The 14,975-nt window shown below is 38.8% G+C and carries 11 protein-coding genes; 8 read left to right on the top strand and 3 right to left on the bottom strand.

The annotated features are described in order from the left end of the window. Positions 1-97: 97 nt before the first annotated feature. Positions 98-1,048 (top strand): hypothetical protein, encoded by a 951-nt coding sequence (locus tag ACR30L_RS15565; protein WP_435235164.1) that lies wholly within the window; start codon positions 98-100, stop codon positions 1,046-1,048. Positions 1,049-1,080: 32 nt separating this feature from the next. Here ACR30L_RS15565 and ACR30L_RS15560 read toward each other — a convergent pair whose 3' ends face one another. Beyond that, on the bottom strand, positions 1,081-1,581 hold the full coding sequence (locus tag ACR30L_RS15560) for an ankyrin repeat domain-containing protein (protein WP_435235163.1): 501 nt from the start codon (positions 1,579-1,581) through the stop codon (positions 1,081-1,083). Positions 1,582-1,643: 62 nt separating this feature from the next. After that, positions 1,644-3,104 carry a catalase gene (locus tag ACR30L_RS15555; RefSeq protein ID WP_435235162.1) on the bottom strand — a complete coding sequence of 487 codons (1,461 nt, stop codon included), beginning with the start codon at positions 3,102-3,104 and terminating at the stop codon, positions 1,644-1,646. Between the two features lie 467 nt (positions 3,105-3,571). Here ACR30L_RS15555 and ACR30L_RS15550 point away from each other — a divergent pair, with 467 nt between their 5' ends. From ACR30L_RS15550 to ACR30L_RS15525, 6 genes are all read left to right on the top strand, one after another. Next, positions 3,572-4,519, top strand: a complete 948-nt coding sequence (locus tag ACR30L_RS15550; RefSeq protein ID WP_435235161.1) for a DMT family transporter — start codon at positions 3,572-3,574, stop codon at positions 4,517-4,519. A gap of 309 nt (positions 4,520-4,828) precedes the next feature. After that, a complete protein-coding gene (locus tag ACR30L_RS15545; protein ID WP_435235160.1) occupies positions 4,829-6,187 on the top strand; it encodes a TolC family protein in 1,359 nt (452 codons plus the stop codon). Continuing rightward, complete coding sequence (locus ACR30L_RS15540; protein ID WP_435235159.1) at positions 6,184-7,380, top strand: efflux RND transporter periplasmic adaptor subunit; 1,197 nt, start codon at positions 6,184-6,186, stop codon at positions 7,378-7,380. The genes ACR30L_RS15545 and ACR30L_RS15540 overlap by 4 nt, the downstream gene beginning before the upstream one ends. Positions 7,381-7,385: 5 nt before the next feature. After that, positions 7,386-10,541: an efflux RND transporter permease subunit gene (locus ACR30L_RS15535; protein ID WP_435235158.1), complete on the top strand. Its 3,156-nt coding sequence runs from the start codon at positions 7,386-7,388 to the stop codon at positions 10,539-10,541. Beyond that, positions 10,535-11,212: a response regulator transcription factor gene (locus tag ACR30L_RS15530; RefSeq protein ID WP_435235157.1), complete on the top strand. Its 678-nt coding sequence runs from the start codon at positions 10,535-10,537 to the stop codon at positions 11,210-11,212. The genes ACR30L_RS15535 and ACR30L_RS15530 overlap by 7 nt, the downstream gene beginning before the upstream one ends. After that, on the top strand, positions 11,212-12,474 hold the full coding sequence (locus ACR30L_RS15525) for a sensor histidine kinase (protein ID WP_435237920.1): 1,263 nt from the start codon (positions 11,212-11,214) through the stop codon (positions 12,472-12,474). The genes ACR30L_RS15530 and ACR30L_RS15525 overlap by 1 nt, the downstream gene beginning before the upstream one ends. 2 nt (positions 12,475-12,476) lie before the next feature. On the opposite strand, the gene glgA is transcribed toward ACR30L_RS15525, so the two are convergent. Then, positions 12,477-13,973 (bottom strand): glycogen synthase GlgA, encoded by a 1,497-nt coding sequence (gene glgA / locus ACR30L_RS15520; RefSeq protein ID WP_435235156.1) that lies wholly within the window; start codon positions 13,971-13,973, stop codon positions 12,477-12,479. A 199-nt stretch (positions 13,974-14,172) separates the two neighbouring features. Here glgA and ACR30L_RS15515 point away from each other — a divergent pair, with 199 nt between their 5' ends. After that, on the top strand, positions 14,173-14,940 hold the full coding sequence (locus ACR30L_RS15515; RefSeq protein ID WP_435235155.1) for a hydratase: 768 nt from the start codon (positions 14,173-14,175) through the stop codon (positions 14,938-14,940). The last annotated feature ends 35 nt before the right edge of the window (positions 14,941-14,975 follow it).

Raw genomic sequence — 14,975 nt, 5'->3', positions numbered from 1 at the left:
TATAACCTAAAATTATGACATGCGTATGTAATTATTTCTTTGGTTAACCTCTAGAAATGAATGAAAGAATTAAACATCGAAGTGTATTGGAGTTTGGATGGAAAAGTTAATTGAAAAGGCAATGTTCAGTCTTGGTTGTTGTGTTTTTTTATTTCAACCGATACTGGTCACAGCAACGGCTAATAATGTCAGTGAATATAGCGGCTCTGGATCTGTTACTCAGGGCGTTGCAAAGACAGTCAAAGAAAACCTATTTTATTGCCAAAATGGCGTTAGCCGGATCGCGCGCATTGGCGAAATAAAAGATAAAAATGGTAATATTTGGATTGTCCCCGCTGTGAATCAATTTGAAAGTGGGATGAAGGCAACTGATCTCTATGAGCAATGTGCTGGTGTTATGCCAACAAGTTTAAGTGAGGTGGATACAGCGAGTGTGCCGATTATCACGGGGTATATTTTTGCTGATAATTACTTTGAATTGTATATCAATGGCAAATTGATCGCTGTTGATTCGGTGCCTTTTACGCCTTTTAATTCAAGTATTGTTAAATTTAGAGTCAGTAAACCCTATGCGATTGCGGTGAAAGTGATTGATTGGGAAGAAAATTTAGGTGTTGGAACTGAAAGTAATCGTGGCCATCAATATCATCCTGGTGACGGAGGATTTATTGCGAGCTTTAGTGATGGCACAGTAACAAATAGTCAGTGGAAAGCTCAAACATTTTATACATCACCTATTAGCGATTTAAATTGTTTAAGTGAAAAAGATGGGGAGCGTCTTTCTCTACATTGCCTAACGAAAGGTGGCGGAGACGGTAAAAATGCCTATGCGATTCATTGGCAGATGCCAGAAGGTTGGATGGAGCGTATTTTTAATGCAGATGATTGGCCCTATGCAACCATCTATTCGGAGAATGAAATAGGTGTGAATAATAAGCCCGCCTATATGAACTTTAGAGAAAAGTTTACTGGGGCTGGCGCAGATTTTATTTGGTCAACGAACGTGGTGCTCGATAATGAAGTGTTATTGAAATATACAGTTAAATAAATGCGGTCAATAAAAGTGAGCAATATGAGGGCTCACTTTTTGATTTTTTTGAGCACCATAACCAAGCTGAGTTTTATAAAGCGTAGAAAATTATTTAACTTAGAGCCATTGTTATTATTGGGATAATATTCATCAAAAAAATCAATAATGTTTTTACGACCAAACATTTGTGCCCAATCTCGTGCATTCATGTTGGTTTCATTTAGATCCGTGGGGGAGGCGTCAAATTCTAATAAAAGCTTAACTATCTCGAGGTTTCCCTTAAAAGCGGAAGCCATTAAAACGGTATTGCCAATAAAGTCTCGAGAATGTACATCTGCACCACTTCTTAATAATGCTTCACAGAAATCTCGTTGTCCGTTATAAACAGCGAGCATAAGCGCCGAATAACCTTTCTGATTAACAGTGTTTAAATCGACATTAGGGTGTTGATAGAGATAAGTTGCAAAACCTCTTAAATCGCCCGATCGTGCAAAATCAAATAGGTCTGATTCAGTGCGATAGGTTTGTTTATAATCTTGCCATTTTTTCATTGGTATTTATCTTGATTTTGTTGTAATGATACAGGCCAAGCAACTGACCTGTATCATATTTTTTATAGTGCTATATCATCTAAAGAGAGGCCAAGTGCTTTAGCAACGCCTTCTCCATAACTTGGTGTTGCTTTATAGCAATTAGTAATATGACGTTTTTGAACTTCCAGTGATGCGCCACCAATACTGCGAGCGGTATTTTCAAATAGCACTTGTTGTTGCTCCGGTGTCATAAGGTTGAATAGATTCCGAGGTTGTGTGTAGTAATCGGTATCATCTTCTCTGAAATCCCAGCTATATGCAGCACCTTCTAGCGCTAGAGGGGGTTCTTTTGTATCAAGCTGTTGTTGCCATAGTCCTAAGCTATTTGGTTCATAGGCTTTGGTGCTACCATAGTTACCATCAACACGCATTGCACCATCTCTATGGTATGAGTTAACCACGCAACGTGGTTGATTAACCGGGATGTGTCCGTGGTTTACACCGAGACGGTAACGTTGTGTATCACCGTAGGAGAATAACCGACCTTGAAGCATTTTATCTGGAGAAAAACCAATACCAGGGACAATGTTTGCGGGATTAAATGCCGCTTGTTCAACTTCAGCAAAATAGTTGTCTGGGTTACGGTTAAGTTCCATAACACCCACATCAATTAATGGGTAATCAGCGTGAGGCCAAACTTTACTGAGGTCAAATGGATGGAAGCGATAATCTTTTGCATCTTTTTCTGGCATGATTTGTACTTTTAAATTCCAACGTGGAAAATCACCGCGTTCAATAGCCTCGTAAAGATCTTGTTGATGGCTTTCACGGTTTTTACCGACAAGCTCTTCAGCTTCTTGATCAGTTAAGTTTTCTATACCTTGCTGAGTTTCTAAATGAAACTTAACCCAGCAACGTTCATTGTCTGCGTTAATAAAACTAAATGTATGACTGCCAAACCCATGCATATGACGATATGTACGCGGGATCCCGCGATCACTCATTACAATGGTGACTTGATGAAGTGCTTCTGGTAGTAATGTCCAGAAATCCCAGTTGGTATTTGGATTTCTTAAGTTGGTACGCGGATCGCGTTTCACTGCATGGTTTAAATCTGGGAATTTTAAGGGATCACGGAGAAAGAAAACAGGGGTGTTATTACCGACTAAATCCCAGTTACCTTCTTCGGTATAAAACTTCATTGCAAAACCGCGAATATCTCGCTCAGCATCGGCAGCACCACGTTCGCCTGCCACGGTTGAAAAACGCCAAAACATGTCCGTTTTTTTGCCAATTTCTGAGAAAATTTTAGCTTTTGTGTATTTTGTAATGTCGTGGGTGACAGTAAATGTACCATAGGCGCCAGAACCTTTGGCATGCATGCGTCTTTCGGGAATGACTTCACGGTCAAAATGTGCCAGTTTTTCTAGAAACCAGGGATCTTGTAGTAGCATCGGCCCACGAGGACCGGCTGTTTGAACATTTTGGTTATCAGCAACCGGTGCACCATTGACACTGGTTAATTTATTTTTTTCAGTCATTTTCTTCTCCGTTTTAAAAATACATTTAATCGAATGAATACATTAAAAGCGGGATAAGAATAAAATAAAAAAAAGGCAGGGAACCGTGGTTAAATCAAAAAAAAGTTAATAAAAATACAAGTGGAATAACATATATTAACTAAATCTAATATTTGTGAGTTACCTATGAGTTTTTAACTAATTCTATTTTATTTCAGATAGTTGAGATTTTTATTGCACAATATGGTTGAATTGTTTATTAAATGGTGTTTATGTTGTGTTGACTTTTAATTATATTAAACTGTATCTTCTTTTAAATTTAGCGCTATTCTTATTTTTAATTAAGAGTGGATTTATTGGGTTAAGTTGTTAGCTTTATGCCTATCACTTTTTGATTTATTAGCTTGCTGATTTTTATATCTTGATTGGTAACGGGTATATGATAAATTTTATTTATTTTAACGGTTAATACAGAGAGTTTATAACTAATGATACGGACACCTTTAATTGCCTTTTGGGCTCTTGTTCTGGTTACTTTTATCTGGGGTGTTGGTTTTGTTGTTGTTGATGATGCCATTAATACCATGCCGGTTAATACGTTTAATGCGTTTCGTTTCGGAATAGCGGCATTAGCCTTATTACCACTTTGGGTTTTCAGCAAAAAAGCACCTTATTCAGTTCGTGATTATAAACTATCTACCTTATGTAAAGTGGGCAGTGGATTAGGGCTATTATTATTTCTAGGTTTTTCTTTCCAAACCCAGGGAATGCTATTCACCTCGGTGTCTAATACTGGATTTATTACCGGTTTAAGTGTTCCGCTTGTGCCGATAATGGGCGTTGTGCTATTTAGAAAAAAAGTAGGAATAGAGGTTTGGTGTAGTGCTATTTTAGCGACAATCGGACTTTATTTTTTAACCATTGGCGATAAGCTTGAGTTAAATAGTGGCGATTTGATGGTGGCTTTTTCTGCACTTTGTTATGCATTACATATCACCTTAATGGCAAGATTAAGTCGTAATCTGCCTGTGATCCCTTTGAGTGTTATTCAACTTGCTGCTGTAGCAGTTTATAGCGGGATCATTTCTATTTATGAATGGAATACCGATATCAATAACGATTACTCACCGGTTTTAGATCAGTTGAGTCATAGTGGCGTATTAGCTGCTATTTTTTATTCAGCACTATTTGCGAGTGCCTTTGCTTTTTGGGTTCAAACATCAAGTCAACGTATCATTGAACCTCATAAAATAGCCCTTATTTTTGCCCTAGAACCTATTTTCGCGCATTTAGCCGCATTTATTTTCCTTGATGAGCATTTAGGTATGAAAGGCAGCATTGGTGCTGGTTTAATTATTTTTGCGATGCTTTATTCTGAATTGGGCGGAGGAAGAAAAGCTAAAGTAACCACTGATATTGATTGTTTAGCTAAATAACCTCAATGATGAATAAGCTAAACGATACAGTTATGTTATTTACGCGTATTTCTGTGTTAAATCATTTACCAATAACCCGTTATTGCTACGTTGATTCGCCTTGAACTTCGAAAAATTAGCAGCACGGTATGATATATTTTTTAAGTGATTGATACTTAGATTTATTTCGCTTCCATTATCCAGAACTAAGGTTAAATAGAATTTGTATTAAATGATTATTTTTCTTATTCAGCGCCTAGGTTACTTTTATTAACCTTACCTTAACCTTTCTTCTTTTATACTTTTTTCATTCATAATAGGAGACCGACAATGGATTTTGGCCGAAAGTTTAAAGTCACCGTATTAGCCCTAGTGGTGAGTGGTTGTAGTTCTTTTTCAGAAAATAACTTTCAAGATCGTGCTAAAGAGTCTCTTTCGCAAGAAGTGAATTGGAATGTTGAACAAGTTGATGCGGTTAATGCAACTAAGTTAACGGATTTGATGAATATTCCTGAGCTCAATGAATTGATTGCGCAAGCATTGGAAAATAATCCAAGTGTGCAGCAAACATTAATGGCTTTGAAAATTATTTACGCTGATCGTACTGCGACAAATAGCGATCGTATACCTCAATTAACAGCAGGTTTTAGTGGCGATAAAGAAGAAGATTCTGATGCTTCTTATAGTACTGACCTGACCATTAGTTGGGAATTAGATCTTTGGAATAAAATTGGCGATAGCACTTATGCTGCTGACCAAGATATTATTAGTAGTATGGCCACCTTACAAAGTGCGCGCGATACCTTAGCCGCAGATATTATGAAGGCATGGCTGCAGATTAATTTACAACAGCAATTAATTGATATTGAATCACAGCGTCTAGCTACCTTAGAAAATAATGAAACCTTTATTTTAGAAAAATACCGTTCAGGATTAGGGGATCTTGAAGATCTCGATACCGCTAAAACGACCACGGCATCAACCCGTTCTACACTCGTTGAATATAAAGAAACCTTGGCACAAAACAAACGCAGTTTATCTCTATTATTAGGGCAAATTGGCAGTAGCCAAAACGTTGATATTAGCAGTGAATTTCCAACCGTTTTAACACCACTTGCTTCTTTACCTGAGCAAGATCTTGCGCGTAGGCCTGATCTTCAAAGTGCCTATGCTGATATTGAAGCTGAAGCCTACCGAACCAAAGCGGCCTACAAAGCCCTGTTGCCTTCAATTAGTTTAGAAGTTGCACTTTCTGATACCGCAAGTTCCCCAAGTAGTGCGTTATTAACCAGTCCGTTATGGAGTCTTCTCGGGCAGTTATCCGCGCCACTGTTTGATGGTGGTTATCTTCGTTCACAGGCTGAAATAGCCGAGTTAACGACAGAGAAAACATATTGGACATACCAAGAGACATTATTGACAGCGGTTAATGAAGTGGAAAATGCGTTGGGCCAAGAAAAATCATTAGCATTGCAACAGCAACATTTACAGGATGCTTATGAGAGTTCTTTGCGTAGTTTTGATAATTACCAATCAAAATACAGTGAAGGGTTAGTTGATATATCGGATCTTATCACAGCACAAACGAATAGCTTTAATTACAAAGAAAACCTCGTTGAAGTTCAATATAACCGTTTAGTAAATCGAATTGTTTTAGGGCTGGCACTTGGCCTAGGAGTATCACAATGAAACTTAAATCTTCCTTTCCCATCTTAGTCACCGTTGTTGCCGTTGTTTGTTTAGCAGGTGCAGTTGCTTACAATTCATCACAAATGGACGCTAAAAAAGAAAAGGCTGCTGAAGCTGCCAAAAATCAATCAAAACCACAAAAAAATGCCACATTAGCACCGACTGCCGTTGTAGTTGAAGTTGAACCGAGTAGTTATCAAGCTTCCGTTAAAGGTTACGGCGAAGCTGTTCCTCGTTATGCCATTACCTATTCAGCTGAAGTGAGTGGACGTGTTGAAAAAATAATGGCGAGATTCGAAACCGGTAATATTGTAAAAAAAGGGCAAACACTGGCAGTGCTAGAAAACACGGCTTATAAACAAGCAGTGGCGGAAGCTAAGTCTGATTTAGCATCTGCTGAATTAGATTTGCTCGAAGAACAACGAACTGGCGAGCAAGCACGTTTAGAATGGGAACGCTCGGGGCTGACTGGCGAACCAAATTCACCCTTGGTGCTACGTGCTCCACAGCTTGCTGCTCAAAAAGCAGTTGTTGAAAATGCAAAATACACTCTGCAGAAAGCACAACAGGATTTAGCTAAAACTGAAATTAATGCGCCCTTTGAAGTGCTGATTGTTTCTCAGGAAATTCAACCGGGTAGTTATGTTCAGACGGGCGATTCGATTGCTCAGTTATACAGTACCGATCGTGTTGAAATAGAGATCCCATTATCAGCTAAACAATGGGGAAATTTGCCTAACTTAAGCAATGAAGCGCTAGCGCAAAAATCAGCGACAAAAATCCCAGTTAAACTAAGCAGTGCCGATTCCAATAAAATTTGGGATGGATATGTCCTTCGTATTGAACAAAATGTTGATACATCTTCCCGTCAACGTTCAATTATCGTCGCCGTTGATCATCCCTTTGATAATCATGTTGCGTTATATCCAGGTACCTTTGTTCAAGCCGAAATTGCAGGCCGTACACTCGATAATACTTGGCAATTACCGGCATCAGCTATTTCCCAACAGGGGGAAATTTGGTATGTCGACGACGAAGGGATTCTTAATAAAGTCGTTGCCGATAAACGCTTTGAAAAAGGCGAATTTGTTTATGTTACACCCATTGAAAATATGCCATCGGCGAGCATTATTAAACGCCCTTTAAGTAGTTATATTGTCGGAATGCGTGTTGTTCCTAAAATTGAAGGATAGGCGTTATGGATAACTCGAGTCCACAAAGAAATGAAGGTGTGATTGGTTGGTTTGCACGTAATTCCGTAGCGGCTAATTTACTCTTAATAACGGTTATTGTGCTGGGTATAGTTTCTTACAGTGATATAAGAAAAGAGACTTTTCCGAGTCTTGCGCCCGATAAAGTGACAATTAATGTTAGCTATGATAGTGGTGACCCAACGCAGGCCGAAGAAGGTATTGCGATTAAAATCGAAGAAGCTATCGAAGGCGTTGCGGGGATTGATACCATTACTTCTACTTCCAACGCGAGTGGTAGTACGGTTGTTGTCGAGAAGGAGGAAGGATATCCTTTAGATACACTTTTCTCGGATATTAAAACCGATGTTGATGCGATTAGTGATTTCCCTTCCGATGCTGATAATCCTGTGATTAACAAAGCGACGCGTGAAGACCATGCCATTTGGGTACAGTTATATGGTGATGCTGACCGTGCAACCTTTCAACGACTTGCTGAAAAATTAAAATCGGATTTACTTGCCAAACCCGCGATCCGTTCTCTTGATATCAATGCGACAGAAGATCCGGTTATTGCTGTGGAATTGGATGAATCTAAATTACAGGCTTATGGATTAACCCTTTCTGATGTCTCCGATGCGATTAATGCAGAGTCATCAACTGCCGATACAACCAGTATTCGTAATAGTGAAAAAGCGGTTCGTTTGAAGGTTTCTCAGCAAGCCTATGAGCAACAGGAATTTGCGCATATTCCATTACTGACTCTATCTACGGGCAGTAAAATTTATTTAGGAGATGTTGCGACCGTTACCGACACCTTTGAAGATACGACATTTAATTTGTCTCGTTATAACGGACAACCGGGCATGGCAATTGAAATTGTAATGGATAACCGTGGTGATATCGCGAATATTTCCGAGCAAGCCAATGCCGTCGTTGATGAATGGAACAGTAGCAACTACTTACCAAGCAATGTAAAACTAACGACTTGGTACGATTCTAGTGAGGTGATTAAAGATCGTTTAAATTTATTATTGGAAAATGCGCTTTCTGGGATTGCATTAGTTTTTATTATTCTTGCACTGTTTCTAAATTTGCAGGTCGCATTCTGGGTTGCAATGGGACTACCCTTTGTTTTCTTCGGTACGTTATTTTTTATGACCGACAGTTTTACAGGGTTAACACTAAATCAGATGACCACCTTTGGTTTTATTATGGCCTTGGGGATTGTGGTCGATGATGCGGTTGTTGTTGGTGAAAGTATATTTTCTACTCGGCGTAAATATGGGGACTCCTTACACAGTACGGTAAGGGGGACATTAAAGGTCGCAGTACCGACGATATTTGGTGTGTTAACAACCGTTGCTGCTTTTGTTGCCGTGTCTAATGTGCAAGGGCGTTTAGGTGAAATTTATGCGCAATTTGCAACGGTGGTGATGATTTGTTTATTGCTTTCAGTGGTTGAATCCAAATTTATTTTACCTTCGCATTTAGCACATTTAAATACTCATAAAGGCCCACGGAAAGGGATTTGGGCAAATATTCAGCACGGTGCTGATTTTGGCTTGCAATGGTTTAGTAAAAATATTTACAGCAAAATTATTGAATTAGCATTGAGTTATCGTTATGCGGTACTGATTTTATTTATTGCTGTGTTTGTGCTTGTTGCAGGAATGCCTTTAACTGGCAAAGTGCGTATTTCATTTTTCCCAGATATTGCAGGGGATACCGTACGCGGTGAAATATCTATGTACGATGACGCTAGTTTTGGACAGACTCGAAATGGCGTGTTGTTATTAGAAAAAACAGCAATACAAGCCGATCAAAATCTGATCAAGAAGTTTGGTGTGGTTGACAGCGAAATTAGTCATTTACAGGTGACAGCTGAATCCGATGACAGTGGTAGTTTAATTATTCAGTTTGCTGGTAATTCGGTTTATTCTGCGAAAGACTTTCTGAAAGAATGGACACGTCTAACGGGTATGCCGGAAGGGGTTAAAAAACTTAATCTACAATCGAAACGTTCCATGGGTGACAACTTTAAGGCGGAAATTAGAGGCTGGGATACCGAGACTGTTTTTGCTGCTGGCGAGGCAATGAAAGAGAAATTGCAAACCATTAAAGGTGTTAGCGGGGTCGATGACAATATGAGCCCAGGGGAGCCACAGTATCGTTTTGAGTTAACCGATCAAGGGCGTGCATTAGGGCTTGATACTTCTAGTCTTGCATCGCAAGTATTACGTGCTTTTGGAGGTTCATCAGTACAAAGCTTTCAACGTGACAGCGATGAAGTAAAAGTACGTGTTCGTTATCCTTCAGAGCAACGTAAAACACTTGCCGATGTAATGGATACACGTATTAGAACAACCGATGGTACAGTTGTTCCCGTCAGTTCAGTGGCTAATATCTTTACTGAATATCAAGTGTCAGAGATCACTCGAATTGATAATTTACGTGCGGTATATGTGTCAGCAAGTGTTGATAAAGAAGAAATTGCATCTAACGAATTAGTGGCAAAAGTTAAAAATGAATTATTGCCAGAGTTAATGCGACAATATCCTAATTTACAAATTGATTTTGCTGGTGAAGCGGCGCGTCAGGAGGAAACAACAAGCTCAATGGGGACCATGTTCACATTAGCTATGTTTGCTATCTATGCGTTATTAGCGATTCCATTAAAATCTTATATTCAACCTCTATTAATTATGATGGCAATTCCCTTTGGTATTGTTGGTGCTATTTTAGGGCATGTTGTGAATGACTTAACTATCAGTATTCTTTCTTTAAATGGTGTACTGGCATTAAGTGGGGTGGTTGTTAATGACAGTTTATTATTAGTGTCTACTTATAATGATTTACGAAATGAAGAAAAAATGTCGGTTAAAGAGGCTATTTTGACTTCTTGTACCAGTCGTTTAAGGGCTGTGTTATTAACTTCTGTAACCACATTTGCAGGTTTAGCACCGCTCCTAGGAGAAACCTCGAGACAAGCGCAGTTCTTGATCCCTGCTGCAGCATCCTTAGGTTACGGTATCTTATTTGCGACCTTAATTACTTTAGTACTGATCCCATCGTTATTATTAATTAACCATGAATTGCATGTACTTGCTCGTCGAGGTCTAAACAAAATAGGGATTATGAAAGAGGACGTGATTGAGTGTTAAATTTATTGCTCGTTGAAGATGATCTCGATTTAGCAACCGCTGTTATCGACTATCTCGAACTTGAGGATATGCAATGTGACCACGCTGGTAATGGGGTGGTCGGTTTGAATTTGATCGAGAAAAATGATTATCAGGTGATTATTCTTGATCTTAACTTACCACAAATGAGTGGCTTAAGTGTATGTAAAACCATTCGTGATGAGGGTATTGATACACCGGTGTTAATGTTAACGGCGATGGATAGTCTTCAGGATAAACTCAATGGTTTCTCCCAGGGGGCTGATGATTATTTGATCAAGCCCTTTGCCATGGAAGAGTTGATTGTGCGTGTGCAAGCTTTATCTCGTCGTCGAAGTGGGCAGGTGACTTTGTTGAAAGTGGCCGGTATTTGTTTAGATTTAGATAAGAAATGCGCCACTTTAAATAGTCAAACCTTAAAATTATCACCAACGGCGTTGAGAATATTAGAGATTTTATTAAGGGAAAGTCCTAAACCTGTCTCTCGAGAAAAGATTATTCAACAAATTTGGGGGGACGATAAACCTGAAAGTGATAGTTTGAAAGTACATATCTTTAATTTAAGAAAGCAACTTGATTTAGCGGGCAATAAAAATATCTTACATACGGTGTCAGGTTATGGCTTTTCCATTGACGGAGATTATAAAGCTTGATGCACTTAAAACCGAGCCTTAAACTTTATTTTATTGTTGCTATGTTATTACTTGGCCTAGCGATTAGCATTTCTTTTTCGGCATTGACGGTTAATTATTTTTCTCAAGGAGTTGATCGAGGCGTTGGTTTTGCTATGCGTCAATCTGCGGAAGTTAAAGGTGTCGAGCCGGGTAAACCGCAGATGATTTTAGGGTTTTATGTGGCGGCTTCCTGGGCTGATTTACCCAATAATATTAAAACTGCATTTGATAATACCCCGCCTGCTGAAAAATATCGTTTGGAAAAAAAAATTATCGGCTTTAGTGTATTTGGGCCGCCAAAGGAAATGTATGCTGCACTTAAAGTGATTAATAAAGCGGGCGAGATGCGATACATAGGTAAGTACATTAATAAAGTTGAAACGCCGCCTAAAACCAAAGATCATGATATTGTGCCACATATCGCTTGGATTATTATCTTTGCTGTTACAGTTATTGGTTTCTTTCTTTTAGGCGTGTTTTATATTATTCGTAAAGTCGCTAAACCCGTTGAGTTATTGATGGATTGGGCTAAATCTTTAGATAAAGAAAAATTACAACAACCGGTTCCCGATTTTCAATACAGCGAGCTTAATACACTTGCAACTATTATTAATTCAAGTTTAAGTTCTGTTCAGGAGTCGCTTAATAGAGAGTTGCAGTTTTTGTCCCATGCAAGTCATGAATTAAGGACGCCGATTGCGGTGGTGAGAGCAAATACCGAGTTATTGATAAAGTTACAGGAAAAAGAACAAGGTACTAAAAAGCAGCAAACAGTCCTAGAGCGAATCGATCGGGCTGGAAAAACCATGACTAATTTAACTGAAACTTTATTGTGGTTAAGTCGTGATGACGATAATTTACCGGGCAGCAAAAAAGTTGATATTTCACAATTAATTGAATTGTTGATTGGTGAAATGGATTATTTGTTGAAAAATAAAAGTGTGTTGTTAGAAGTCGAAACAGAGCCTTTTATTATTGATGCTGCAGAAATTCCGTGCCGAATTGTATTAGCTAACCTTATTCGTAATGCATTTCAGCATACCCTCGAAGGCAAAATTGCTATCACTCAAAAACGTGGCCATGTTGCCATCGTTAATACGACGGAAGACAGTATTATTAATACCTCTGACCTCGGATTTGGATTAGGTCTGCAATTAACTAAAAAGTTAGCAGACCGTTATCATTGGTTATATAGTGAGGATATCCGACAAACAAGTTATCGGGTTACCCTGCAATTTTAATCTTATATTTTTTTGGTTTTTACCAAAGGTGATTTATTTGCTTGTTGGTATAACGCTTCGTATTCCGTTGCGGTGTGGTGCCATGAGAAATCAGTTGTCATTCCGTTTTCGATCATTGCATTGATATCTGCTTTATTGGTCAGATAAATTGACGCAGCCCATCGCATCGTATCGCGTAATGCCGATGGGTAGAGATCGTAAAATGTAAATCCCGTTGCATTCTCAATATTTTCTGGCGAATAGTTAATGACGGTATCAGCTAAGCCCCCGGTTGCACGAACAATTGGCAGTGTACCGTATTTCATACTGTACATTTGATTGAGACCACAGGGTTCATAACGGGATGGCATAACGAAGAAATCTGCACCTGCCTCAACCATATGCGCAAGACGATTGTTATAACCAATATGTGCACCAAAACGATTTGGGTAGGCGCGAGCAAAGTTTGCTAGTGCGCTTTCTTGCCATTTATCACCCGATCCGATAACCACAAACTGGACATCATCATATTCGAGCATCTCTTCAATCGACTCAATAAACACATCAAGCCCTTTTTGTGTCGCAAGCCTTGATACAACGCCGTAAAGTGGTACATCAGGGCGCACGGTAAGGCCAAATTCTTTTTGTAAATCTGCTTTACATAATGCTTTGCCTGTTATTGATTCGGCCGAAAAATTAGCGGGAATTAATGGATCTATTTCTGGATTCCACTCTTGTGTATCAATGCCGTTAATAATACCGCGTAATTTGCCCTGTGCAGCACAGTGTTGTAATGAATGTTCTAAATCGAATCCATATTCTGCTGATAAAATTTCTTCTGCATAGGTTGGACTAACGGTTGTTACCATATCCGCAAGTAATACGCCGGCTTTCAGGAAGTTAAGTTGGTCAAAGAACTCGAGACAATGAAAATTAAAATAATCCCAGCTCAGTCCTGTCCAATATAGGTTCGCTTTATTAAAAACACCTTGATAACCGATATTGTGGATAGTAATAACTGACTTGGTTCCGTCGAAATTTGTATAGTTTTTGTATAATTCGGATTTGATATACACATTACACAGTGCAGTGTGCCAATCGTTAGTATGCAGTACATCTACTTTAATTTTTAGTGCAAGTATTGCCTGCATGATTGCGCGACTTAAAAAGATAAAGCGTTCGGCATTATCCGCGTATTCACAACCTTCCCAGTCGTATAGTTTGGGGCGGTCGAAGAAGCGGTTGAATTCAATAAAATAGAAGCTGAGATTAGCACTGATTTTATGTCGTCTTATAGATGCCCATTCTTCATTGTTATCTCCAAAAGGGACACCTAAAAGTTCATAAACACATTCTGTATCATCGCATTTATCGGCCATCACCTGTGGATAATAGGGCATAAACACTGAAACATTGTGACCATTTTCTGCTAGCGCGTAGGGAAGCGAATAGGATACATCAGCTAATCCGCCTGTTTTCGCATAGGGCGCAGCTTCACTTGTTGTCCAGACTATATTCATTGTTTGCCTCAGATAGTAATTGATGAGGTAAAATATTACTATGAATATGGTTCAACAGAAAGCTTTTGGATTGTGATCTGCTTACTATCTCAAGTAATTGAAGCAGAAAGGTCAAATCATTTGTAGTATAATAAAACAATATGAAATGAAGTCTTTTTATTTATCATAAAAGACAAAACTAACAAGATGGATTAATAATATGACAAACAGTAATAAATATTCACAAGCAGCAGCACAGCTATTAGGTTTACGCGTAGCAGGTACAAAAGCACCTCGACTAGATGAATCCCTTCGTTCAATAACAACCGAAGATGCACTTTTGGTTCAAGCCGAAATGATAAAACAAAATCCTGATTCTATTGGTGGGTGGAAAGGGCTTGTACCGTTAGCGGCGGATAAAATAATTGCGGCGCCTATTTTTGCAAAAACAATTAAACGTGGTCCGGTTTGTGAATTATTACCTGATAATGGGATGGCGCGTGTTGAGCCTGAAATTGCTTTTATTTTATCGAAAGATCTACCTGCACAACAAGAAGATTATACGGAAGCGCAAATTGATGATGCGATTGAAGGTTGTTATATGGCCCTAGAATTAATGCAGGATCGTTTTGATAAGGACTCTGGCATTGAGTTTAATGAAAGATTAGCAGACTGTCTGCTTAACCAAGGTATGTATATCGGTCCTAAGATTGATAGCAAATTGGCTTATGCTGCGGGTCAAATAGATATTACTTTTTCACAGCCAGATAATGTACAAACTTTTGAAGGCAAACACCCTAATCCATTACCGCAAAATCCAGTTTATTGGTTAATTAATTACATGGGAAAACGTGGTACAAGTTTTAAAGCAGGTCAAGCGATTATAACTGGATCCTACGCGGGTATTGTTAATGTCGAATTTGATAAACCGACTGAAATCGAATACGCAGGTATCGGCAAATATACAGTTGAATTTAAAGCACAATAATAAAAAACGATAAATGAGTAAGATGACAAAATTGT

Origin of the sequence: Psychromonas saccharinae (assembly GCF_051201515.1) — a bacterium.
Taxonomy (GTDB): domain Bacteria; phylum Pseudomonadota; class Gammaproteobacteria; order Enterobacterales; family Psychromonadaceae; genus Psychromonas.
The sequence above is the reverse complement of the archived record's forward strand: the minus strand, read 5'-3'. Positions and strand labels throughout refer to the sequence as shown.